Origin of the sequence: Flavobacterium ginsenosidimutans (assembly GCF_003254625.1) — a bacterium.
Classification (GTDB): Bacteria; Bacteroidota; Bacteroidia; order Flavobacteriales; family Flavobacteriaceae; genus Flavobacterium; species Flavobacterium ginsenosidimutans.
In genome coordinates, this window is record NZ_QJRJ01000072.1 from 88,351 (window position 1) to 111,142 (window position 22,792).

Annotated in this window: 34 protein-coding genes; 33 read left to right on the forward strand and 1 reads right to left on the reverse strand. The window is 33.4% G+C overall.

The annotated features are described in order from the left end of the window. The 29 genes from rpsS (at position 1) to ctlX (ending at position 17,480) form a co-directional block, all read left to right on the forward strand. Positions 1 to 279 (forward strand): 30S ribosomal protein S19, encoded by a 279-nt coding sequence (gene rpsS, locus DM444_RS06835; protein WP_008464288.1) that lies wholly within the window; start codon positions 1 to 3, stop codon positions 277 to 279. A 6-nt stretch (positions 280 to 285) separates the two neighbouring features. Beyond that, entirely contained in the window at positions 286 to 699 is a 414-nt protein-coding gene (gene rplV / locus DM444_RS06840; RefSeq protein WP_007803631.1) for a 50S ribosomal protein L22, read from the forward strand. A 5-nt stretch (positions 700 to 704) separates the two neighbouring features. Beyond that, positions 705 to 1,463 (forward strand): 30S ribosomal protein S3, encoded by a 759-nt coding sequence (gene rpsC, locus DM444_RS06845; protein ID WP_008464292.1) that lies wholly within the window; start codon positions 705 to 707, stop codon positions 1,461 to 1,463. Between the two features lie 19 nt (positions 1,464 to 1,482). Continuing rightward, entirely contained in the window at positions 1,483 to 1,908 is a 426-nt protein-coding gene (gene rplP, locus DM444_RS06850; RefSeq protein WP_008464295.1) for a 50S ribosomal protein L16, read from the forward strand. Between the two features lie 13 nt (positions 1,909 to 1,921). Then, entirely contained in the window at positions 1,922 to 2,113 is a 192-nt protein-coding gene (gene rpmC / locus DM444_RS06855; protein WP_008464297.1) for a 50S ribosomal protein L29, read from the forward strand. A gap of 17 nt (positions 2,114 to 2,130) precedes the next feature. Further along, positions 2,131 to 2,391, forward strand: a complete 261-nt coding sequence (rpsQ, locus tag DM444_RS06860; RefSeq protein WP_007803646.1) for a 30S ribosomal protein S17 — start codon at positions 2,131 to 2,133, stop codon at positions 2,389 to 2,391. Between the two features lie 2 nt (positions 2,392 to 2,393). Continuing rightward, entirely contained in the window at positions 2,394 to 2,762 is a 369-nt protein-coding gene (gene rplN / locus DM444_RS06865) for a 50S ribosomal protein L14 (RefSeq protein ID WP_007803649.1), read from the forward strand. An 11-nt stretch (positions 2,763 to 2,773) separates the two neighbouring features. Beyond that, positions 2,774 to 3,088 (forward strand): 50S ribosomal protein L24, encoded by a 315-nt coding sequence (rplX, locus tag DM444_RS06870; protein WP_007803650.1) that lies wholly within the window; start codon positions 2,774 to 2,776, stop codon positions 3,086 to 3,088. A 2-nt stretch (positions 3,089 to 3,090) separates the two neighbouring features. Next, a complete protein-coding gene (rplE, locus tag DM444_RS06875; RefSeq protein ID WP_111285049.1) occupies positions 3,091 to 3,642 on the forward strand; it encodes a 50S ribosomal protein L5 in 552 nt (183 codons plus the stop codon). 3 nt (positions 3,643 to 3,645) lie between these two features. Further along, positions 3,646 to 3,915, forward strand: coding sequence for a 30S ribosomal protein S14 (gene rpsN, locus DM444_RS06880; protein WP_031456037.1), 270 nt, complete (start codon positions 3,646 to 3,648; stop codon positions 3,913 to 3,915). Positions 3,916 to 4,019: 104 nt separating this feature from the next. Further along, positions 4,020 to 4,418, forward strand: coding sequence for a 30S ribosomal protein S8 (rpsH, locus tag DM444_RS06885; protein ID WP_008464306.1), 399 nt, complete (start codon positions 4,020 to 4,022; stop codon positions 4,416 to 4,418). 18 nt (positions 4,419 to 4,436) lie between these two features. Further along, entirely contained in the window at positions 4,437 to 4,979 is a 543-nt protein-coding gene (gene rplF, locus DM444_RS06890; protein ID WP_111285050.1) for a 50S ribosomal protein L6, read from the forward strand. 11 nt (positions 4,980 to 4,990) lie between these two features. After that, positions 4,991 to 5,341 carry a 50S ribosomal protein L18 gene (gene rplR, locus DM444_RS06895; protein ID WP_111285051.1) on the forward strand — a complete coding sequence of 117 codons (351 nt, stop codon included), beginning with the start codon at positions 4,991 to 4,993 and terminating at the stop codon, positions 5,339 to 5,341. 3 nt (positions 5,342 to 5,344) lie between these two features. Beyond that, the gene (rpsE, locus tag DM444_RS06900) at positions 5,345 to 5,869 is read left to right on the forward strand and encodes a 30S ribosomal protein S5 (RefSeq protein WP_085949269.1); all 525 of its coding nucleotides are present in this window, start codon (positions 5,345 to 5,347) and stop codon (positions 5,867 to 5,869) included. A 10-nt stretch (positions 5,870 to 5,879) separates the two neighbouring features. Next, complete coding sequence (rpmD, locus tag DM444_RS06905) at positions 5,880 to 6,062, forward strand: 50S ribosomal protein L30 (protein ID WP_008464315.1); 183 nt, start codon at positions 5,880 to 5,882, stop codon at positions 6,060 to 6,062. Positions 6,063 to 6,073: 11 nt separating this feature from the next. After that, the gene (rplO, locus tag DM444_RS06910) at positions 6,074 to 6,526 is read left to right on the forward strand and encodes a 50S ribosomal protein L15 (protein ID WP_095931496.1); all 453 of its coding nucleotides are present in this window, start codon (positions 6,074 to 6,076) and stop codon (positions 6,524 to 6,526) included. A 13-nt stretch (positions 6,527 to 6,539) separates the two neighbouring features. Beyond that, on the forward strand, positions 6,540 to 7,886 hold the full coding sequence (secY, locus tag DM444_RS06915; RefSeq protein WP_007803669.1) for a preprotein translocase subunit SecY: 1,347 nt from the start codon (positions 6,540 to 6,542) through the stop codon (positions 7,884 to 7,886). Between the two features lie 7 nt (positions 7,887 to 7,893). Continuing rightward, entirely contained in the window at positions 7,894 to 8,109 is a 216-nt protein-coding gene (gene infA / locus DM444_RS06920; protein ID WP_007136545.1) for a translation initiation factor IF-1, read from the forward strand. A gap of 12 nt (positions 8,110 to 8,121) precedes the next feature. Beyond that, entirely contained in the window at positions 8,122 to 8,238 is a 117-nt protein-coding gene (ykgO, locus tag DM444_RS06925; RefSeq protein ID WP_002987490.1) for a type B 50S ribosomal protein L36, read from the forward strand. 2 nt (positions 8,239 to 8,240) lie between these two features. Next, entirely contained in the window at positions 8,241 to 8,615 is a 375-nt protein-coding gene (gene rpsM, locus DM444_RS06930) for a 30S ribosomal protein S13 (protein ID WP_008464322.1), read from the forward strand. Between the two features lie 8 nt (positions 8,616 to 8,623). Then, positions 8,624 to 9,007 carry a 30S ribosomal protein S11 gene (rpsK, locus tag DM444_RS06935; RefSeq protein ID WP_026727866.1) on the forward strand — a complete coding sequence of 128 codons (384 nt, stop codon included), beginning with the start codon at positions 8,624 to 8,626 and terminating at the stop codon, positions 9,005 to 9,007. A gap of 92 nt (positions 9,008 to 9,099) precedes the next feature. Continuing rightward, entirely contained in the window at positions 9,100 to 9,705 is a 606-nt protein-coding gene (gene rpsD / locus DM444_RS06940) for a 30S ribosomal protein S4 (protein WP_008464326.1), read from the forward strand. 21 nt (positions 9,706 to 9,726) lie between these two features. Further along, positions 9,727 to 10,719: a DNA-directed RNA polymerase subunit alpha gene (locus DM444_RS06945; RefSeq protein WP_008464329.1), complete on the forward strand. Its 993-nt coding sequence runs from the start codon at positions 9,727 to 9,729 to the stop codon at positions 10,717 to 10,719. Between the two features lie 62 nt (positions 10,720 to 10,781). Next, positions 10,782 to 11,273 (forward strand): 50S ribosomal protein L17, encoded by a 492-nt coding sequence (rplQ, locus tag DM444_RS06950; protein ID WP_095931493.1) that lies wholly within the window; start codon positions 10,782 to 10,784, stop codon positions 11,271 to 11,273. Positions 11,274 to 11,516: 243 nt separating this feature from the next. Continuing rightward, complete coding sequence (carA, locus tag DM444_RS06955) at positions 11,517 to 12,626, forward strand: glutamine-hydrolyzing carbamoyl-phosphate synthase small subunit (protein WP_111285052.1); 1,110 nt, start codon at positions 11,517 to 11,519, stop codon at positions 12,624 to 12,626. A gap of 111 nt (positions 12,627 to 12,737) precedes the next feature. Beyond that, positions 12,738 to 14,030: a phosphopyruvate hydratase gene (eno, locus tag DM444_RS06960; RefSeq protein ID WP_111285053.1), complete on the forward strand. Its 1,293-nt coding sequence runs from the start codon at positions 12,738 to 12,740 to the stop codon at positions 14,028 to 14,030. Between the two features lie 153 nt (positions 14,031 to 14,183). Next, entirely contained in the window at positions 14,184 to 15,461 is a 1,278-nt protein-coding gene (locus DM444_RS06965) for a citrate synthase (protein WP_111285054.1), read from the forward strand. A 63-nt stretch (positions 15,462 to 15,524) separates the two neighbouring features. After that, positions 15,525 to 16,439 carry a dimethylarginine dimethylaminohydrolase family protein gene (locus DM444_RS06970; protein ID WP_111285055.1) on the forward strand — a complete coding sequence of 305 codons (915 nt, stop codon included), beginning with the start codon at positions 15,525 to 15,527 and terminating at the stop codon, positions 16,437 to 16,439. Between the two features lie 105 nt (positions 16,440 to 16,544). After that, positions 16,545 to 17,480, forward strand: a complete 936-nt coding sequence (gene ctlX, locus DM444_RS06975; RefSeq protein ID WP_111285056.1) for a citrulline utilization hydrolase CtlX — start codon at positions 16,545 to 16,547, stop codon at positions 17,478 to 17,480. A gap of 77 nt (positions 17,481 to 17,557) precedes the next feature. Here the strand turns inward: ctlX and DM444_RS06980 are convergent, their stop codons facing one another. After that, complete coding sequence (locus DM444_RS06980) at positions 17,558 to 18,184, reverse strand: MarC family NAAT transporter (protein WP_111285057.1); 627 nt, start codon at positions 18,182 to 18,184, stop codon at positions 17,558 to 17,560. 152 nt (positions 18,185 to 18,336) lie between these two features. On the opposite strand from DM444_RS06980, the gene DM444_RS06985 reads away from it, so the two are divergent. The 4 genes from DM444_RS06985 (at position 18,337) to DM444_RS07000 (ending at position 22,790) form a co-directional block, all read left to right on the forward strand. Next, entirely contained in the window at positions 18,337 to 18,702 is a 366-nt protein-coding gene (locus DM444_RS06985; RefSeq protein ID WP_111285058.1) for a CoA-binding protein, read from the forward strand. Between the two features lie 140 nt (positions 18,703 to 18,842). Continuing rightward, entirely contained in the window at positions 18,843 to 19,463 is a 621-nt protein-coding gene (recR, locus tag DM444_RS06990) for a recombination mediator RecR (protein ID WP_111285059.1), read from the forward strand. Between the two features lie 73 nt (positions 19,464 to 19,536). Further along, positions 19,537 to 20,328: a polysaccharide biosynthesis/export family protein gene (locus DM444_RS06995; RefSeq protein WP_111285060.1), complete on the forward strand. Its 792-nt coding sequence runs from the start codon at positions 19,537 to 19,539 to the stop codon at positions 20,326 to 20,328. 14 nt (positions 20,329 to 20,342) lie between these two features. Then, a complete protein-coding gene (locus tag DM444_RS07000) occupies positions 20,343 to 22,790 on the forward strand; it encodes a polysaccharide biosynthesis tyrosine autokinase (protein ID WP_111285061.1) in 2,448 nt (815 codons plus the stop codon). The last annotated feature ends 2 nt before the right edge of the window (positions 22,791 to 22,792 follow it).

The following is a 22,792-nucleotide window of genomic DNA, read 5'->3' on the forward strand; positions in this document are numbered from 1 at the left end:
ATGGCACGTTCATTAAAAAAAGGACCTTTCGTTCATTATAAATTAGACAAGAAAGTTCAAGAAAACGTAGAAAGTGGTAAAAATGCAGTTGTTAAGACTTGGTCTAGAGCTTCAATGATTACTCCAGATTTCGTTGGACAAACTATCGCAGTTCATAACGGTCGTCAATTTGTACCAGTTTACGTAACAGAAAACATGGTAGGTCACAAATTAGGAGAGTTTTCACCAACTAGATCTTTTAGAGGTCATGCTGGAGCAAAAAATAAAGGTAAAAAATAAGAAGCAATGGGAGTTCGTAAAAGAGAAACAGCAGATGCGAGAAAAGAGGCTAATAAGTCTATTGCTTTCGCAAAATTGAATAACTGCCCTACTTCACCTAGAAAAATGCGCTTAGTAGCGGACTTGGTAAGAGGTCAGAAGGTAGAAAGAGCACTTAACATTTTAAGATTCAGTTCTAAAGAAGCTTCAAGAAAATTAGAAAAACTATTATTATCTGCAATCAACAACTGGGAGCAAAAAAATAGTGAAGGTAATTTAGAAGAAGCTGGATTATTTGTTAAAGAGATCAGAGTAGATGGTGGAATGATGTTAAAAAGACTTCGTCCAGCTCCACAAGGTCGTGCACACAGAATAAGAAAACGTTCTAATCACGTAACAATCGTGCTTGGAGCTATCAATAACACACAAAGCAATTCTTAAGCAGCATGGGACAAAAGACAAATCCAATTGGAAATAGACTTGGTATCATCAGAGGATGGGACTCAAACTGGTATGGTGGAAATGATTACGGTGATAAATTAGCCGAAGATCACAAAATCAGAAAGTATATCCATGCTCGTTTATCAAAAGCTAGTGTATCAAAAGTAATCATCGAGAGAACTTTGAAACTTGTAACCGTTACTATCACTACTGCTAGACCTGGTATCATTATCGGAAAAGGTGGACAAGAGGTAGACAAGTTAAAAGAAGAACTTAAGAAAGTTACTGACAAGGAGGTTCAAATCAACATCTTTGAAATCAAAAGACCTGAGTTAGATGCTTATCTTGTGGCGACAAGCATCGCTCGTCAAATCGAAAGCCGTATTTCTTACAGACGTGCAATCAAAATGGCTATTGCTGCTTCAATGCGTATGAACGCTGAAGGTATCAAAGTTTTGATTTCTGGTCGTTTGAATGGTGCTGAGATGGCGCGTTCGGAAGGTTTCAAAGAAGGTAGAATTCCTCTATCAACTTTCAGAGCTGACATTGATTATGCACTTGCTGAAGCTCATACTACTTATGGTAGAATGGGAATCAAAGTGTGGATCATGAAAGGTGAAGTTTACGGTAAGAGAGAACTTTCTCCACTTGCTGGAATGGATAAAAAACAATCTGGTACAGGTGGTGGAAAAGGTGGAGATGCTCCTAGAGGCAAATCTAACTTTAACAAAGGTGGAAAACCAGACGCTCGTAAAAGAAAGTAAATTTTTAAACTAAAGAAAAATGTTACAGCCTAAAAGAACAAAATACCGTAAGGTACAAAAAGGTAGAATGAAAGGTAACTCTCAAAGAGGGCATGAACTTTCAAATGGAATGTTTGGTATTAAATCTGTACATGAAGATGGAATGTTCTTAACTTCTCGTCAAATCGAAGCTGCGCGTATTGCTGCAACTCGTTACATGAAGAGAGAGGGACAATTATGGATTAAAATTTTCCCAGACAAACCTATTACTAAGAAGCCTCTTGAAGTACGTATGGGTAAAGGTAAAGGAGCAGTTGAGTATTGGGCTGCTGTTGTTAAACCAGGAAGAATTATGTTTGAAGTTGGAGGAGTTCCGTTATCAGTTGCAAAAGAGGCATTGCGTCTTGCAGCTCAGAAACTTCCAGTAAAAACTAAATTCGTCGTTGCTAGAGATTTCGAAGCATAATTTATAATTTATTATGAAACAATCAGAAATAAAAGATCTTTCTGCAGCGGAGTTGCAAGAAAAGCTTAGTCAAACTAAGAAAGTATATGCTGACCTAAAAATGGCTCATGCTATCTCTCCAATTGCTAACCCACTTCAAATTAGAAGCGTTAGAAGAACAGTTGCAAGATTAGCTACAGAGTTAACTAAAAGAGAGTTACAATAATTGTATTCTGCTGAAAGATGGAAGAAAAAAGAAATTTAAGAAAAGAAAGAATAGGTGTTGTTACTTCAAATAAAATGGATAAGTCTATTGTTATTGCTGAAGTAAGAAAAGTAAAACACCCATTATACGGTAAGTTCGTGTTGAAAACAAAGAAATATGTTGCACACGACGAAACAAACGACTGTAACATTGGAGATACTGTAAGAATTAGCGAAACGCGTCCTTTAAGTAAAACAAAATGTTGGAGATTAGTTGAAATCTTAGAAAGAGCTAAATAATTATGGTACAACAGGAATCAAGACTAAAAGTAGCAGATAACACGGGAGCTAAGGAAGTTTTAACTATCCGTGTTTTAGGAGGTACCAAAAGAAGGTATGCCTCTGTTGGTGACAAGATTGTAGTATCTATTAAAGATGCAACTCCAAACGGAAACGTTAAAAAAGGAGCTGTTTCAACTGCAGTTGTTGTGCGTACCAAAAAAGAAGTGAGAAGAGCTGATGGTTCTTATATCCGTTTCGATGACAATGCATGTGTTCTTTTGAATGCTGCAGGGGAAATGAGAGGAACACGTGTTTTTGGTCCGGTAGCAAGAGAACTTCGTGAAAAACAATTCATGAAAATTGTATCATTAGCACCAGAAGTGCTTTAATTCGTTTTAAGATGATAAAGCTAAAAATAAAATCAGGAGATATCGTAAGAGTTATTGCTGGAGACCATAAAGGTGCTGAAGGTAAAGTTTTGCGTGTTTACCGTGAGAAAAATAAAGCGATAGTTGAAGGTGTAAACATGGTTTCAAAACATACAAAACCAAGTGCTAAAAACCCTCAAGGTGGTATCGTTAAGAAAGAAGCTTCTATTCAAATTTCTAACATTTCTCTAATTGATCCTAAAACTAAGGAGACAACTAGAGTTGGTATTAGAGTAGAGGGAGATAAGAAAGTAAGATTTTCAAAAAAATCTAATCAAGTACTATAGTAATGGCATATACACCTAGACTAAAAGAAGAATATAAGAGTAGAGTAATCTCTGCTCTTAAAGAAGAGTTCGGATATACAAACGTAATGCAAGTTCCAAAACTTGAAAAAATCGTTTTGAGCCGTGGAGTTGGTGCAGCTGTATCTGATAAAAAACTTATTGACTATGCTGTTGATGAGTTAACAAAGATCACTGGACAAAAAGCAGTATCTACAATTTCTAAGAAAGACGTTGCGTCTTTCAAATTGAGAAAAGGGATGCCTATTGGAGCAAAAGTAACTTTACGTGGAGAAAGAATGTATGAGTTTTTAGATAGACTTATTACTTCATCTTTACCACGCGTTAGAGATTTTAGTGGTATCAAAGCTACTGGTTTCGACGGAAGAGGTAACTACAATCTTGGAGTTTTAGAGCAAATCATTTTCCCAGAAATTGATATTGATAAAGTAAACAAAATTTCAGGAATGGATATTACATTTGTTACTACTGCAAAAACAGACAAGGAAGCAAAGTCATTATTGGCTGAATTAGGATTACCTTTTAAAAAGAATTAAGACATGGCTAAAGAATCAATGAAGGCCCGTGAGGTTAAAAGAGAGAAAACGGTAGCTAAGTATGCTGAAAAGAGAAAAGCTTTATTAGAAGCTGGAGACTATGAAGGTTTACAAAAATTACCTAAAAATGCTTCACCAGTTCGTTTACACAACCGTTGTAAATTAACAGGTAGACCAAGAGGTTATATCCGTCAATTTGGTATTTCTCGTGTAACTTTCCGTGAAATGGCTAATAATGGATTAATTCCTGGTGTTAAAAAAGCATCTTGGTAATCTCGCAATAAGTTATTACTTTTGCAAACCAAAAAATAATTTTAATTGATTAAAGGTTCGGGAGACGTGTGTCTCCCGAAAACCATAATCGCAATCAAATACATATGTATACAGATCCTATTGCAGATTATTTGACTAGAGTTCGTAACGCTGTGGCTGCAAACCACAAAGTTGTTGAAATTCCAGCTTCTAATCTTAAAAAAGAAATAACTAAGATCTTATTTGATCAAGGTTATATCTTAAGTTACAAATTTGAACAGAACACTGTACAAGGTTCTATCAAAATTGCTTTGAAGTATGATAAAGATACTAAAGAGCCTGTAATCAAAGATATCCAAAGAATTAGTAAACCTGGTTTACGTAAGTACGCAGGTGCTGCCAAATTACCTAGAATCCTTAATGGATTAGGAATTGCTATTGTTTCTACATCAAAAGGTTTGATGACTGGAAAACAAGCTAAGCAATTAAATGTAGGTGGTGAAGTAATTTGTTACGTATACTAATTTTAAACACTAGATAAGATGTCAAGAATAGGTAAAAGCCCAATTGTAATCCCTGCTGGTGTAACTGTTGAAGTTAAAGACGGTATTATTACAGTAAAAGGAAAAAAAGGTCAACTGGTTCAGGAGTTTTCGGACGTAACTGTAACTGTTGAAGGTGATCAAGTTTCAGTAGAAAGATCATCTGATCATAAAGACCATAGAGCAAAACACGGATTATTCAGATCTTTGATCAGTAATATGGTTGTTGGTGTATCTGAAGGTTTCACAAAAGAACTAGAATTAGTTGGAGTTGGTTATAGAGCTTCAAACCAAGGTCAAAAATTAGATTTAGCTCTTGGATATTCTCACAATATTGTTTTAGAAATTGCTCCAGAAGTATCTTTAGAAACAATATCTGAAAAAGGTAAGAACCCTATCGTAAAATTAACATCATTTGATAAACAACTTTTAGGTCAAGTTGCTGCGAAAATCAGAGGTTTCCGTAAGCCAGAGCCATATAAAGGTAAAGGTGTTAAATTTGTGGGTGAAGTATTAAGAAGAAAAGCAGGTAAATCAGCTTAAAAAATAAGATTATGTCATTAACAAAATCTGAAAGAAGACAGAGAATTAAATTCAGAATTAGAAAATCGGTTAGTGGTTCTGCTACAAGACCAAGACTTTCTGTTTTTAGAAGTAATAAAGAAATTTACGCTCAAATCATTGATGATGTAAATGGAGTTACTATATTAGCTGCATCTTCTAGAGAAAAAGAAATAGGAAAAGGTACTAACGTTGAAATTGCTGCTGCTGTTGGAAAATTAGTTGCAGAGAAAGCGTTAAAAGCTGGGATTGATACCATCACTTTTGATAGAGGTGGATATTTATATCACGGTCGTATTAAATCATTAGCGGAAGGCGCAAGAGCTGCTGGACTTAAATTCTAATATATTATGTCTAAATACAAAAATGTAGAATTGGTAAAACCTAGTGGTCTTGAACTTAAAGATCGTCTAGTAAGTGTTAATCGTGTTACTAAAGTTACAAAAGGTGGTAGAGCTTTCGGTTTTTCTGCTATTGTAGTTGTAGGTGATGAAAATGGAGTTGTTGGTCATGGATTAGGAAAATCTAAAGATGTTTCTGAAGCAATTGCGAAAGCAGTAGAAGATGCTAAGAAAAATTTAGTTAGAATTCCTTTGAACGGACAATCTGTTCCTCACGAACAAAAAGGTAAATTTGGTGGTGCACGTGTATTCTTAATTCCAGCGTCTCATGGTACTGGAGTTATTGCTGGTGGAGCTGTTCGTTCAGTTCTTGAATCAGTAGGTATTCACGATGTATTGTCTAAATCTCAAGGATCATCAAATCCACATAACGTAGTAAAAGCAACTTTTGATGCTTTATTGCAAATGAGAAGCGCTCATACTGTTGCAAAACAAAGAGGTGTTTCTTTAGAGAAAGTTTTTAAAGGTTAATTAGGAAATTATGGCTAAATTATTAGTAAAACAAGTAAGAAGCAAAATCAACTGCCCTCTTTCTCAAAAAAGAGGATTGGAAGCTTTAGGTCTACGTAAAATTGGACAAGTTGTGGAGCATGAGTCAAATCCTGCTATCCTTGGGATGATAAACAAAGTTAAACACTTAGTTTCTGTTGAAGAAGCTAAATAACAAATACTGTTATGAATTTAAGTAACTTACAACCTGCTGAGGGGTCTACACACAATCAAAATAAAAGATTAGGTAGAGGAGAAGGTTCTGGAAAAGGTGGTACCGCTGCACGTGGACACAAAGGAGCAAAATCTCGTTCTGGTTATTCTAAAAAGATTGGTTTTGAGGGAGGGCAGATGCCACTTCAAAGACGTGTACCTAAGTTTGGTTTCAAAAACATCAATCGTAAAGAATACGAAGGTGTTAATTTAGATACTCTTCAATTATTAGTTGATAACGGTGCAATTACTGATTCTGTTTCTATGACAGAGTTTGTAGCAAATCGTCTAGCTACTAAAAATGAAATCGTTAAGATTTTAGGTAGAGGAGAATTGAAAGCAAAATTAAAAGTAACTGCCCACAAATTTACTGCTACTGCAAAAGCTGCTATTGAAGCTGCTGGTGGAGAAGCTGTAACTATATAACTTATCTATTAAGATGAAGAAATTTATTGAATCAATAAGTAATGTTTGGAAAATCGAAGAACTAAAAAATAGAATCTTAATTACATTAGGATTGCTTTTAGTATATCGTTTTGGAGCACACGTTACGCTTCCTGGAATTGACGCAACGCAATTGACTGGTTTAGCGGGACAAACTAAAAATGGTCTAGGATCTATTCTAGACATGTTCACCGGGGGTGCTTTCTCTAAGGCTTCAGTTTTTGCCTTAGGTATCATGCCTTATATTTCTGCGTCTATTGTTGTTCAGTTGATGGGGATTGCGATTCCATATTTACAAAAACTTCAAAATGATGGGGAAAGTGGTAGAAAAAAGATTAATCAAATCACTCGTTGGTTGACAATCGCTATCACATTGGTTCAAGGTCCAACTTATATCTATAATTTATACAGAACATTGCCTAGTAATGCATTTTTGCTAGGCTTTAATTCTCCTGAATTTTTGTTCTCGTCTGTTATCATTTTGGTTACTGGTACAATTTTTGCTATGTGGCTGGGTGAGAAAATTACAGATAAAGGTATTGGAAATGGTATTTCATTGTTAATTATGGTTGGTATTTTAGCTCGTTTACCACAAGCTTTTATCCAAGAGTTTACAACTCGTGTTACCAATAACAATGGAGGTCCAATGTTATTAGTTATTGAAATTATTGTGTGGTTATTAGTTATCATTTCTTGTGTATTGCTTACAATGGCAGTACGTAGAATCCCTGTGCAGTATGCTCGTCGTACAACTACAGGAGATTACGAGCAAGATTTGGCAGGAGGTAATAGACAATGGATTCCTCTAAAGCTTAATGCTTCTGGAGTTATGCCAATTATTTTTGCTCAGGCAATTATGTTTATTCCTGCAGCTGTAGCTGGATTGTCTAAATCAGATACATCACAATCTATTGTTGGTGCATTTAGTAATATGTTTGGTTTCTGGTATAATTTTGTTTTTGCAACTTTAATTATTGTATTTACATTCTTTTATACTGCAATCACTGTACCTACTAACAAAATGGCTGATGATTTAAAAAGAAGCGGTGGTTTTATCCCAGGTGTACGCCCAGGAGCTGAAACTTCTGATTTCCTTGATAAAGTGATGTCTTTAATAACTTTCCCAGGATCTTTATTCCTTGCTTTGATTGCTGTGTTCCCAGCTATTGTTGTAAGTATTATGGATGTACAACAATCTTGGGCAATGTTTTTTGGAGGTACCTCATTAATAATTATGGTTGGTGTTGCAATAGATACTATTCAACAGATCAATTCATACTTGTTAAATAAACATTATGATGGTTTAATGAAGACTGGTAAAAATAGAAAAGCGGTAGCTTAATATATTTATGGCAAAACAATCAGCAATAGAACAAGACGGATCAATAATTGAAGCATTATCAAATGCTATGTTCCGTGTGGAGTTAGAAAATGGACATATTGTAATTGCTCATATTTCTGGTAAAATGCGAATGCATTACATCAAATTACTACCTGGTGATAAGGTGAAACTAGAAATGAGTCCTTATGATTTGTCAAAAGCAAGAATTACTTATCGATATTAAAGGATATTCACTATGAAAGTTAGAGCATCAGTAAAAAAGAGAAGTGCCGAGTGCATTATCGTGCGTAGAAAAGGGAGACTGTACGTAATAAACAAAAAGAATCCTAGATTTAAACAAAGACAAGGATAATTATGGCAAGAATAGCAGGGGTAGATATCCCAAAAAACAAAAGAGGTGTTATCGCACTTACCTACATCTTTGGATTAGGAAAAAGTAGAGCTATTGAGATTTTAGAAAAAGCTCAAGTTAGCCAAGATAAAAAAGTTCAAGATTGGAATGATGACGAAATCGGAGCAATTCGTGAAGCTGTTTCATTTTACAAAATTGAAGGAGAATTACGTTCTGAAATTTCTTTGAACATTAAACGTTTAATGGATATTGGATGTTACAGAGGTATTCGTCATAGATCTGGTCTTCCATTAAGAGGGCAAAGAACTAAAAACAACTCAAGAACAAGAAAAGGTAAAAGAAAAACTGTTGCTAACAAGAAAAAAGCAACTAAATAATAAGTAATATGGCTAAAGCAACTGCAAAAAAACGTAAAGTTATCGTTGAATCAACGGGTGAGGCTCATATTTCTGCCACTTTTAATAACATTATTATTTCTTTGACTAATAAGAAAGGTGAAGTTATCTCTTGGTCTTCAGCTGGTAAAATGGGTTTCAGAGGTTCTAAAAAGAACACTCCTTATGCAGCTCAAATGGCAGCAGAAGATTGCGCTAAAGTAGCACTTGAGGCAGGACTTAAAAAAGTGAAAGTTTATGTAAAAGGACCAGGTAACGGACGTGAGTCTGCTATCCGTTCTATTCATAACGGTGGAATTGAAGTTACTGAGATTATCGATGTTACTCCAATGCCGCACAACGGATGTCGTCCTCCAAAAAGACGTAGAGTTTAATTTTTTATTTTTATAGTATAAACAAGGTAGAACATAGATTATCGAAGGATTAGACCTGAATTCATAATTTCTACCTTAAATTTTTTTTTAAAATGGCAAGATATACTGGTCCTAAAACCAAAATCGCTCGTAAATTTGGCGAGGCAATCTTCGGAGATGATAAATCTTTCGAAAAAAGAAATTACCCACCTGGACAACACGGGATGGCTAAAAAAAGAGGAAAAAAATCTGAGTACGCTGTTCAGTTAATGGAAAAGCAAAAAGCTAAATATTCTTATGGAATTTTAGAAAAACAATTCAGAAATTTATTCGAAAAAGCATCAGCGACTAAAGGAGTAACTGGTGAAGTTTTATTACAATTATGCGAAGCAAGATTAGATAATGTTGTTTTTAGAATGGGAATTGCTCCATCTAGAAGAGGTGCGCGTCAAATCGTTTCTCACAGACACATTACTGTAAATGGAGAGGTTGTTAATATTCCTTCTTACCACCTTAAGCCTGGTGATAAAGTTGCAGTTCGTGAAAAATCTAAATCTCTAGAAGCTATCGAACGTTCTTTATCAAATTCAAGTCATGTTTATGAATGGATTACTTGGAACAATGATCTTAAAGAAGGAACTTTTGTTTCTGTACCTGCGAGACTTCAAATTCCAGAAAACATTAAAGAACAATTAATCGTAGAGTTGTACAACAAATAATAATTGACTTAGTCGAAATTTATGGCAATATTTAATTTTCAAAAGCCCGATAAAGTTATCATGATCGATTCAACCGATTTTGAAGGTAAATTCGAATTTAGACCTTTAGAACCTGGTTATGGATTGACAGTTGGTAATGCACTTAGAAGAGTTTTGCTTTCAGCATTAGAAGGTTATGCAATTACATCTGTTCGTATCGAAGGTGTAGATCATGAGTTTTCTACTATTTCAGGTGTTGTTGAAGATGTTACCGAAATTATCCTTAATCTAAAACAAGTACGTTTCAAACGTCAAATTGAAGATATCGATAATGAATCAGTTACTATTTCTGTTTCTGGTAAAGATCAATTAACAGCAGGTGATTTTCAAAAATTTATTTCAGGTTTCCAGGTTCTGAATCCAGACTTAGTTATTTGTAATTTAGATTCAAAAATCAAATTGAATTTCGATTTAACTATCGAAAAAGGTAGAGGATACGTGCCTGCTGAGGAAAACAAAAAACAGAATGCTGCAATTGGAACGATTTTTACAGATTCTATTTTTACTCCGGTAAAAAATGTAAAATATGCAATCGAAAATTTCCGTGTAGAGCAAAAAACAGATTACGAAAAATTAGTTTTTGAAATCAAAACTGATGGATCTATTAATCCAAAAGACGCTCTTACTGAAGCTGCTAAAGTTTTAATTCACCATTTCATGTTGTTTTCTGATGAAAGAATTACACTTGAGGCTGACGAAATTGCACAAACAGAATCGTATGATGAAGAGTCATTGCATATGAGACAATTGCTTAAAACTAAGCTTGTTGATATGGATTTATCTGTGAGAGCATTAAATTGCTTGAAAGCGGCTGAAGTTGATACACTTGGTGATTTAGTATCGTTCAATAAAAATGACCTAATGAAATTCCGTAATTTCGGTAAAAAATCTTTAACTGAACTTGATGAACTTGTTGCAGTGAAGAATTTAACTTTCGGAATGGATTTAGCTAAATACAAATTAGATAAAGAATAATTTACTTCATATTTTGCTCTCCATAGTGGATTGTAGCAAGATGAAGATAAAAAAAACACGTCATGAGACACGGAAAAAAATTCAACCACTTAAGCAGACAGACTGGACATAGAAAGGCTATGTTAGCTAATATGGCTTGTTCTCTTATTGAGCACAAACGTATTAATACTACTGTTGCTAAAGCTAAAGCGCTTAAACAATTTGTTGAGCCTTTAATCACAAAATCAAAAGAAGATACGACTCACAATCGTCGTATTGTTTTTGCTTACTTGCGCAGTAAATATGCGGTAACTGATTTGTTCAGAGATGTAGCTGCTAAAGTTGGAGACCGTCCAGGAGGATACACTCGTATCATTAAAGTTGGAAATCGTTTGGGAGATAACGCTGATATGGCGATGATCGAACTTGTTGACTTCAATGAACTTTACAACGGAGGTAAAAAAGAAGTTAAAAAAGCGAAAAGCCGTCGTGGTGGTAAAGCTAAAAAAGCTGAAACTGCTGCTCCAGAAGCTCCTGCTGCTGAAACAGAAACGACTACTGAAGCTTCTGAATAATTATGAGAGTAATCATTCTATAATATTAAAGGATAAACTAATTTTTAGTTTATCCTTTTTTTTTGATTTTTTTGAAATCATAAAAATGTAACTTATTTAAAATGTTAGGTTTTATTTTTACGAATGAAAGTTTTAAAAAATCTTGGAAGCGCTCTTTTAAAGAAGTAAATTTGCAAAATATCTAATTATAAATGAAGCTTTTTAGTTTCATACACAATTAAAAAAAACAATACAAATTAAAGAATGAAATACACAACACGACAAAGCGCCATTTTATTACTAAGTGATGGAACTATTTTTCATGGAAAGTCTATCGGTATTAGCGGTAAAACTTTTGGTGAAGTTTGTTTTAATACTGGAATGACCGGATATCAGGAGATTTTTACAGATCCTTCGTATTTTGGGCAAATTATGGTTACTACTAATCCGCACATCGGGAATTATGGTATAAATGATTTAGAAGTTGAATCAGACAGCGTGAAAATTGCTGGTTTAGTTTGTAAAAATTTTAGCTTTAACTATTCTAGAGAAGGTGCTTCAGGTAGCTTAGAAGATTATTTTGCAAAACAAAATTTAATCTGTATCTCTGATGTAGATACTAGAGCTCTGGTTAGTTATATTCGTGATAATGGTGCAATGAACGCTGTTATCTGTACAGATGGAACTTCAATTGAAGACTTGAAAAAAGAATTGGCAAATGTGCCAAATATGGAAGGTCTTGAGTTAGCGTCAAAAGTGTCTACAAAAGAACCTTATTTTATTGGAGATGAAAATGCGACATTCAAAATTTCGGCACTGGATCTTGGAATTAAAAAGAATATCTTGAGAAACTTTGCAAAAAGAGATTGTTATATTAAGGTTTTTCCATACGATACAAGTTATGAGGAGTTAAGTGCATTTAATCCAGATGGATATTTCTTATCTAATGGGCCTGGTGATCCAGATCCGCTTCATGGAGTAATAGAGGTTGCTAAGAGCATTATTGCAGATGATAAACCTTTGTTTGGGATCTGTTTAGGTCATCAGATTATTGCATTAGCAAATGGAGTTCAGACTTATAAAATGTTTGGAGGACACCGAGGGATTAATCATCCAGTAAAAAATCTTCTTACAGGTAAAGGAGAGATTACTTCTCAAAATCATGGATTCGCTGTAAAAAGAGAAGCTTTAGAAGGTCATCCAGAATTAGAGCTGACTCATATACATTTAAATGATGATACAGTTGCGGGGATGCGAATGAAGAATAAGAATTGTTTTTCTGTTCAATATCACCCAGAAGCTAGTCCAGGACCACACGATTCGTCATATTTGTTTGATCAATTTGTTGAGAACATTAAAAGTAGTAAGGTCTAAAACGATGTAGTTAATAAATAAAGGTGTTTAATGACTAAAATGCGTTTATAGTATTAAATATTTTTATAATTTCGAAAAAAAAATATAATTTATTAATAAAAAACAAAAATAATGAGTATTATAATTAAAGTTCACGCAAGACAAATTCTTGATTCTAGAGGTAATCCTACTATTGAAGTTGATGTAGTAACTGAAAATGGAGTTTTAGGTAGAGCTGCTGTTCCATCTGGAGCATCAACTGGAGAGCACGAAGCTGTTGAATTACGTGATGGAGGTAAGGCTTACCTAGGTAAAGGTGTTTTGAATGCAGTGAACAATGTAAATACTGTTATTGCTGAAGAATTAGTTGGAACTTCTGTTTTCGAGCAAAACACAATTGACCAACTAATGATTGATTTGGATGGAACTCCAAACAAATCTAAATTAGGAGCTAATGCTATTTTAGGTGTTTCTTTAGCTGCTGCAAAAGCTGCTGCTAACGAACTTGGTTTGCCATTATACAGATATGTAGGTGGAGTTTCTGCTAATACATTACCAGTTCCGATGATGAACATCATCAATGGAGGTTCTCACTCTGATGCACCTATCGCATTCCAAGAGTTTATGATTTTCCCAGTAAAAGCAACTTCTTTTACACATGCAATGCAAATGGGAACTGAAATTTTCCACAACTTGAAAAAAGTATTACACGATAGAGGTTTAAGTACTGCTGTAGGTGATGAAGGAGGTTTTGCTCCAAACTTGGCTGGCGGAACTGAAGATGCTTTAGATACTATTAAATTAGCAGTTGAAAAAGCAGGATATTCTTTCGGAGACGAAATTATGATTGCTCTTGACTGTGCAGCTTCTGAATTTTACGTAAACGGAAAATATGATTATACTAAATTTGAAGGTGAAACTGGAAAAATCAGAACTTCTGAAGAGCAAGCTGATTATTTAGCTGAACTTGCTGCTAAATATCCAATTATCTCTATCGAAGACGGTATGTACGAAGATGACTGGGATGGATGGAAATATTTAACTGAAAAAATTGGAAATAAAGTACAATTAGTTGGTGATGATTTATTTGTTACTAACGTTGCTCGTTTGTCAACTGGTATTGAAAAAGGAATTGCTAACTCAATCTTAGTAAAAGTTAACCAAATTGGTACTTTAACTGAAACTATTGCGGCTGTAAACATGGCAAAAAATGCTGGTTATACATCTGTAATGTCTCACCGTTCTGGAGAAACTGAAGATAATACAATTGCAGATTTAGCTGTTGCTTTAAACTGTGGTCAAATTAAAACTGGTTCTGCTTCTCGTTCAGATCGTATGGCTAAATACAACCAATTATTGAGAATTGAAGAAGAATTAGGAAATACAGCTTATTTCCCTGGTTTAAATGCTTTTAAAATCAAATAATTGAACAAATTATATATTGGAAAAAACCATCTGTTTTTGCAGATGGTTTTTTTTTGGACTTTTAACAAATTCATAGCAGTATTCTTTTTTTAATTAGTCTTAAATTCATTAGATTTGATAAATTATTATTTAAAGAATTATTTCCAGTATATTATGTCAAAAATAGCTACATTAGAAATAGATGGTAAAAAGATTGAGCTTCCAGTAATTACAGGGAGCGAAAACGAATCAGCTATCGATATTAACAAATTACGTGATTTAACAGGTGTTATTACAATTGATCCAGGTTACAAAAACTCAGGATCTTGTACAAGTGAAATCACTTTCCTAGATGGAGAAGAGGGAATTTTACGTTACAGAGGATATTCAATCGAAGATTTAGCTGAAAAAGCTAGTTTCTTAGAAGTTTCTTATCTTTTGATTTTTGGAGAATTACCAACTGCTGCACAATTAGAAGAATTCGAAAATGGTATTAAAAAACATTCTTTGGTAAACGAAGAAATGAAAAATATCATTGATGGTTTCCCAAAAACGGCACACCCTATGGGAGTTTTGTCTGCTTTAACAAGTGCTTTAACAGCATTTAACCCTAAAGCAGTGAATGTTGATAATGAAAAAGAAATGTACGAGGCTATTTGTAAAACAATGGCAAAATTTCTTGTAATTGCTACATGGACTTATAGAAAATCTATGGGCTATCCTTTAAACTACTACGATAATACAAAAGGATACGTAGAAAGCTTTATGCAATTAATGTTTAAATTGCCTACAGGGCCTTACGCTGCAAACCCAGTAATTGTAAATGCTTTAGATAAATTATTTATTCTTCACGCAGATCACGAACAAAACTGTTCTACTTCTACAGTTAGAATGGTAGGTTCTTCTCATGCTGGTTTATTTGCTTCAGTTTCTGCAGGAGTTTCTGCTTTATGGGGACCTCTTCACGGTGGTGCAAACCAAGCTGTTTTAGAAATGCTTGAAGAAATTAATAAAGACGGTGGAGATACAGATAAATTCTTAGCGAAAGCAAAAGATAAAAATGACCCATTCCGTTTAATGGGATTCGGACACAGAGTTTACAAAAACTTTGATCCAAGAGCTAAAATCATTAAAAAAGCAGCAACAGAAGTATTAGAAACTTTAGGTGTTGAAGATCCAATTTTAGAGATTGCAAGAAAATTAGAAAAAGCAGCTCTTGAAGATGAATACTTCAAATCAAGAAATTTATATCCAAACGTTGATTTCTATTCTGGAATTATCTACAGAGCATTAGGAATCCCGACAGATATGTTTACTGTTATGTTTGCAATTGGAAGACTTCCAGGTTGGATTGCGCAATGGAAAGAAATGCGTGAAAACAAAGAACCAATTGGAAGACCAAGACAAATTTATACAGGACATCCTTTACGAGAGTTTAAGTCTAATAAATAAAAAAACGAAAGCTTCACTTACATGTGAAGCTTTTTTTATCTTTGCTCAAAATATAATAAAGTTATGTTGCAATTAAATGTAAAGAACGAAACGTCTCGGCTTCGTGCTGTAGTTCTGGGTTCTGCTGTTCATAATGGGCCGACTCCAACACTTGAGGAAGCTTATGATCCTAAGTCATTGGAACATATTAAAGCAGGAACTTATCCTGTAGAAAAAGATATGGTTGCTGAAATGGATGCTTTTAATGCTGTTTTTAAAAAGTACGATGTAACCGTTTATCGCCCAGAAATGATTGAAAATTACAATCAGATTTTTGCTAGAGATATAGGATTTGTAATTGATGATGTTTTTGTTAAATCTAATATTCTGCCAGATAGAGAGCGTGAATTAGATGCAATTCAATATGTAATTGATCAAATCGACCCAATAAAAGTGGTTCGTCCTCCAGAAGAAGTTCATATAGAAGGAGGAGATGTTATGCTTTGGAATGATCATATTTTCATCGGAACTTATAAAGGAAGCGATTATAAAGATTACATTACTGCAAGAACAAATATGCATGGCGTAAATTATATTAAATCGCTGTTTCCAAATAAGATTGTAAAAGAATTTGATTTAGTGAAATCTAAATTAGAAGCGAGAGATAATGCTTTGCATTTGGATTGTTGCTTTCAGCCTGTTGGGAAAGATAAAGGGATTATATATAAAAGAGGTTTCCGCGAAGAAGCAGATTATCTTTATTTGGTAAAACTTTTTGGAAAAGAAAATCTATTTCATATTGAAAGAAATGAAATGTATAATATGTTTTCAAACGTGTTTTCAATCGATGAAAATGTTGTAGTTTCTGAAAAGAATTTTACAAGATTAAACAATTGGCTTCGTGAAAAAGGTTTTAAAGTTGAAGAGATTCCATACGCTGAAATCGCAAAACAAGAAGGTTTGTTGAGATGTTCAACGCTTCCATTAATTAGAGATTAAATAATTGTTTCAAGTTTCAGGTTTCACGTTCTAGAAAAACTTGAAACCTGAAACTTGACACGAGGCTTTAGCCGAATTGGCGAAGCAAACAAAAAAACATAAAAAATGAAACAAACTACTAATGCTATCGTAATGATTCGTCCAGTTGCATTCAGAATGAATGAACAGACGGCAGTGAATAATTATTATCAAAAAGTATTAGACGGACTTTTACCAAGTACGGTTAATGCTAAAGCGCAACAAGAATTCGATACTTTTGTCGAAAAACTTAGAGCTGTAGGTGTTGACGTTACTGTAGTTGATGATAATTTGCAAACGGATACTCCAGATAGTATTTTTCCAAATAACTGGGTTTCGTTTCATGAAAATGGTGATGTAGCATTGTATCCAATGTTTGCTGAAAATCGTCGTCAAGAACGTCGCGAAGATATTTTGGATACTTTGGAAGAAAAAGGATTCGAAATTGCAAATATCATGGATTATACTTCTGCAGAAGAAGATGGGATTTTCTTAGAAGGAACGGGAAGTTTATTATTAGATAGAGCTAACGGAAAAGCATATTGCGCTTTATCACCAAGAGCTGACGAAGAATTGTTTATAGAATTCTGTGAAGATTTTGATTATGCTCCAGTTATTTTCGAAGCTTTTCAAACAGTTGATGGAGAACGAAAACTAATTTATCATACCAATGTAATGATGTGTTTAGGTGAAACTTTTGCTGTCATTTGCGCAGATTCTATCGACGACAAAAAAGAACGCAAAATGGTTTTAGATAATCTTAAACAAGATCAAAAAGAGGTTATTTTAATTACGGAAGCTCAAGTGAATAATTTTGCCGGAAATATGCTAGAAGTTAGAGGAAATGATGATAAACGATATATCGTTATGAGTGCATCGGCTCATCAAAGTTTAACCCCGAAACAAATTGCTCAATTAGAAAATCATGCTGAAATTTTAAGTTCAAGTTTAGATACAATTGAAGCTTGTGGCGGTGGAAGTGCAAGATGTATGATGGCTGAAGTTTTCTTGCCAAGAAGTTAAAATGAAAGATCTAATAAAAAAGAAAGGGATAAAATCACGTTACGATTTTATCCCTTTCTTTTTTATTATTGGTTGAACTAAAAATTTCCTTTAATAATATTTACAATTGCACTAACAATATATTGAATTCCAATTGAGATAACTATAAAACCAACAATCCTAGAGATTGCAACAATTCCTGAAGCACCTAATATTCTGGCTAAATAATGAGCGCTTTTTAGAATGGCAAAAATAGCTACTGCAATTGCAAGAATCGCTAACGAAGAAATTATGATTTCGTTTAATTCATGATGTTCTTGATAAAAAGCAATTAAAAGAGACATTGAACCAGGACCAGCAAGCATCGGAATTGCTAAAGGGGTTAATGCAATGTCATTTCTGTGTTGTGCTTCATTTTCAATTTTTTTATTGATTCCTCGCTTTTTATTAAATTTTCCCGAGAGTAAAGAGAAACCAGAATTCACAATTACTATTCCGCCGGCAATTCTTAAAGCATCGATGCTAATTCCGAAAAAGGTTAGCACATATTGACCAATGAAATAAGAAACTAATAATATTATAAAAACGTTAATTGCTGTCCAAAGAGAAATTCGAGATCTTTCTTTTTGAGAGTCATGTTGCGTTAATCCAACAAAAATTGGCACAGTTCCGATTGGATTTAGTACCGAGAATAAAGCGGCAAATAAGTAAATGAATAATTCCATGTTGTTTGGGTTGGTAAAGTAAATGTAGTTATTTTTTGATGTTTTGTATGAAATTATGTTAGAATAATATTTTTTAATTGCTATTGATTCTGAATCAAAGACATAAAATTAAATGGTTCTTTTTAATTACTTTTGCAGTCTAAATAAAAACGATGAAAAGTAAAAAAACACTAGTTATAGGAGCATCAACAAATTCAGACCGTTATTCATACAGAGCTGTAAATATGCTGGTAGGAAAAGGACATTCTGTTTTAGCAATTGGACAAAAAGCAGGAGAAGTTGCAGGTGTGAAAATTCAAACTAAGGCTATACCAGTTAAAAATATTGACACAATTACATTGTATCTAAATCCCGTTCGTCAAAGAGATTATTACAATTATATTATTGAAGCACATCCTAAACGTGTAATTTTTAATCCTGGAACTGAAAATCCAGAATTGTATCAATTATTGGAGTTAAATGATATTCAGGTTGAAGTAGCTTGTACATTAGTTTTGTTAACAACAAATCAATATTAAGAGCTTTAAAAAATGAGAATAGACTTCGGAAATCAGTATTGAAAAAGATGTTTTTTCTGGATAAAATTCCAGTATTTATAAGTATTGAATTTAATTGCTGTAATGCGAGCTAAACCATTAAAAGTATTACTTTTGTCGTCATGGAATTTTCATCAAAATTAATCGAAAAAGCTGTAAACGAAATGTCACAATTACCTGGTATTGGTAAGCGTACGGCACTTCGATTAGTTCTTCATCTGCTAAAGCAGCCTAAAGAACAAACTTCTTTTTTATCTCAGGCATTATTAAATATGCGTGAGGATATTAAATTTTGCGAAAGTTGCCATAATATTTCTGATACTAAAATCTGCGAAATTTGTGCAAATCATATCAGAAATCATGAGACGATATGCGTTGTAGAAGATATTCGAGATGTCATGGCGATTGAAAATACAGGTCAGTACAAAGGAATTTATCATGTACTTGGAGGAAAGATTTCGCCTATTGAAGGAGTTGGCCCCAATCAATTGAATATTTCAAGTTTAGTTGAGAAGGTAAAATCTGGAAAAGTGGCTGAAATTATTTTTGCTTTAAGTTCGACGATGGAAGGAGATACAACAAATTTTTATATCTATAAACAAATTGCAGATTCAGAAATTATAATTTCTACAATTGCTAGAGGAATCTCTGTAGGTGATGAACTAGAATATGCAGACGAAATAACATTAGGACGAAGTATTTTGCATAGAGTTCCTTTTGAAAAAACATTTAAAAATAATTAAACTAAACCCCAAATGACAAGTAGGTTTTTCGATAGATTAAAGGAAAAGCTATATTTGCGATAAAATTGAACCAATGACAAAAAAAAGCTTTTTTCTATTTTTCTTAATGTCAATATTATTTACATCGTGTATTCCAATTAAAGATTTGGTTTATCTTCAAGACAAAAATAATTCGGATGAGAAGACAACTATTGCTGCTGTGGAATCAAAACCATATCGATTACAGGTAAATGATGTTGTAAGAATTAACATAAAAGCAATTGACCCAAAATTTGTTTCTATTTTTAATACTACAGAAGATCAAAATGGACAAGCAGGTAGAAGCGAGGCTGCTTTATACTTCGATGGGTTTACTGTTGATGATCACGGAAATATTAGGATGCCGATTTTAGGTGAAATTAATGTTATAGGTTATACTCTTGAAGAGGTTCGTTTAAAAATAGAGAAAAAATTACATGAAGAATATTTTAAAAGCGAAGCGAATGTATTCTTAACAGTTAAGCTTGCTGGTTTTAGATATACAATCAATGGAGAGGTTGGAGATACTGGTACTAAAACTTTATTTAAAGATAATGTGACTATTTTAGAAGCCATTGCAAATGCAGGAGATATTACTACAGTTGGGAATAGAAAAGAAGTGACTGTAATTCGTCAGACTCCAACAGGAGTTCAGATGCATGATATTGATCTTACAGATGTAAATGTAATGAAATCACCATATTATTATTTACAGCCAAATGATTATATCTATGTTAAACCATTGAGACAAAAAACTTGGGGAACAGGACAAACGGGAATACAGTCGATCTCGACAATTATTACATTATTGTCTTTAGCAACAACAGTTTACCTCATTATTAAATAAAAAAGAGTTTAAAAATGTTAGATATTAAAGACTTTTCTATTTTTGAAAATCATTCCAATTTTGATTTTAAAGGTTTTTTGTTGAAAATTGCTAGTTATTGGAAATGGTTTCTTGCGAGTTTAATTATTGCCTTCACAATTGCTTATCAAGTAAACATTCGTAAAGAAAAAATTTATGGAATGCAAACTATGATTTCTGTAAAAGAAGAAAGTAATCCCTTTTTTACTTCTAATACGAGTTTGGTTTTTAACTGGGGGGGGATTTCCGATCAAGTAAACGGAATTTCTACAATTTTGCAATCCAGATCTCACAATGAGTTAGTTGTAGATAAACTTCAATTTTATATTGATTATCTGGAGCAGGGGAAATATAACTATGTAGATTCTTATGGAGCAGTTCCGTTTTATGTAGAGATTGATAAAACAAGAGGGCAGCTTGTTAATAAATTAATAAGTATAACGTTTCTGAGTGAAAATGAATACCAAATTCAAATTCCGTTTGAAAATAGTTCAGTTTCATTACTCAATTATAGTACTAATACTTACAGTAAGACTTCTGTGCAACCCGTTAGTTTTGTGAAAAAATACAAAGTTGGTGAACGAGTTGATCTTCCTTTTTTAAATTGGAAACTTCAGATAAAAGATAATCCTGGGTTTTATAAGGGGAAAGAATATTTTGTTAAATTTAATGATTTTGATGGAACTGTATCTCGTTACAAAGGGATAGACGTTGATGGTGGTAAAAGTGGCGGTTCAATACTTACTTTGTCTATGCAGGGGACAAATAAAGCTAGAATGGTTGATTATTTGAATTCTACTGTAAAAATGCTTATCAAAATACAACTTGATGGTAAAAACCAATTTGCGACAAATACTATTCGATTTATTGACAGTACTCTTGTTGCTATGGAATCTCAGCTTAAACAGAATGGTAATGAATTAAAATCTTTTCAAAAAGATAAAAATATTTTTGAAATTGAAGATGGTGGAGCTAAGGTTTCTGATAAGATAACGAGTTTTGATGTTGAGAAAGACCAAATAAGCAGAAAGATCGCATATTATAATTCATTAAAAACATATTTAAATGGGAGTGTTGATTACTCAAGATTACCAGCTCCTTCGGTTGCAGGAATTGAAGATCCAAATATTATTACCAATGTTTCAAAACTTATAGCGCTTTCTACTCAAAGATCTGAGATGGCCTATGCTGTTAAGAGTGAAAAAATATTTAAAGATTTTGATAATCAAATGGCAGCAATAAAAAATGTTCTTCAGGAAAACATTGTTACTGCAAAAGCATCTTTGCTATATGATTTGTCTTTAGTAAATGCAAAAATTGGTGAGGCAGAAAGTACAGTAAAAAGACTTCCTGCTGAGCAACAGGAGTTGCTTAAAATCAAAAGGAAATATGATTTAAATGACAACATTTATACTGAGTTTCTTAAAAAAAGAAATGAAGCGGAAATTGTAAAAGCTTCTAATTTGTCAGATATTCATTTTATAGATCCTGCAAAAGATATAGGTGGAGGATTAGTTGGACCTAAAACTTCTGTAAATTATATATTAGCCCTCTTTTTAGGGATTTTAATTCCTCTACTGTTTGTATTTGCAATTTTCTTTGTCAATAATTCGATTCAAAATGCAGAAGATATTAGTAAGATAACACAAATACCATTACTTGGTGTTATTGGAGTGAATAAGGATTCTATAAATTTAGCTGTTTTTGATAAGCCCAAATCTGCTCTTTCTGAGGCTTTCAGGGGAATACGATCTTCACTTCAGTTTTTATATAAAAAACAGCAAGTAAACGGGGCAAAAACTTTAATGATTACTTCTTCAATTAGTGGTGAAGGAAAAACATTTTGCTCTATCAATATAGCAACAGTTTTTGCTTTAAGCGAAAAGAAAACGGTAATTGTTGGTTTGGATTTAAGAAAGCCCAGATTAGCAGATGAGTTTAAATTAACTACACCTCTTGGAGTTGTTAATTATCTAATTAGACAAAACAGTTTGGAAGAAATTACCAATTCAACTCCTATTCCAAATCTTGATGTAATACTTTCAGGGCCAATTCCTCCTAATCCTTCAGAGCTTATTTTAAGTGATGCTATGAAAGAATTAATTGATGAATTAAAATTGAAATATGATTATATAATTCTTGATACGCCACCAGTTGGTTTAGTCGCAGATTCGTTAGAATTAGTGCAGTTTGCAGATGTTATCTTGTATATTGTTAGACAAAATTATACGAAGAAAGACATGATAACGTTGTTAAACACAAGGCTTAAACGTGGTGAATTAAGTAATGTTAGTATTGTGTTGAATGGCTATGAGAATAAAGCAAAATACGGAGCGGCTTATGGTTACGGATATGGTTACGGAGCTTACTCAAATGGTTATCATGAAGAGGAACCAAAAATAGGATTCTGGAAAACACTTTTAAATCGATTTAGAAAAAGCTAAAT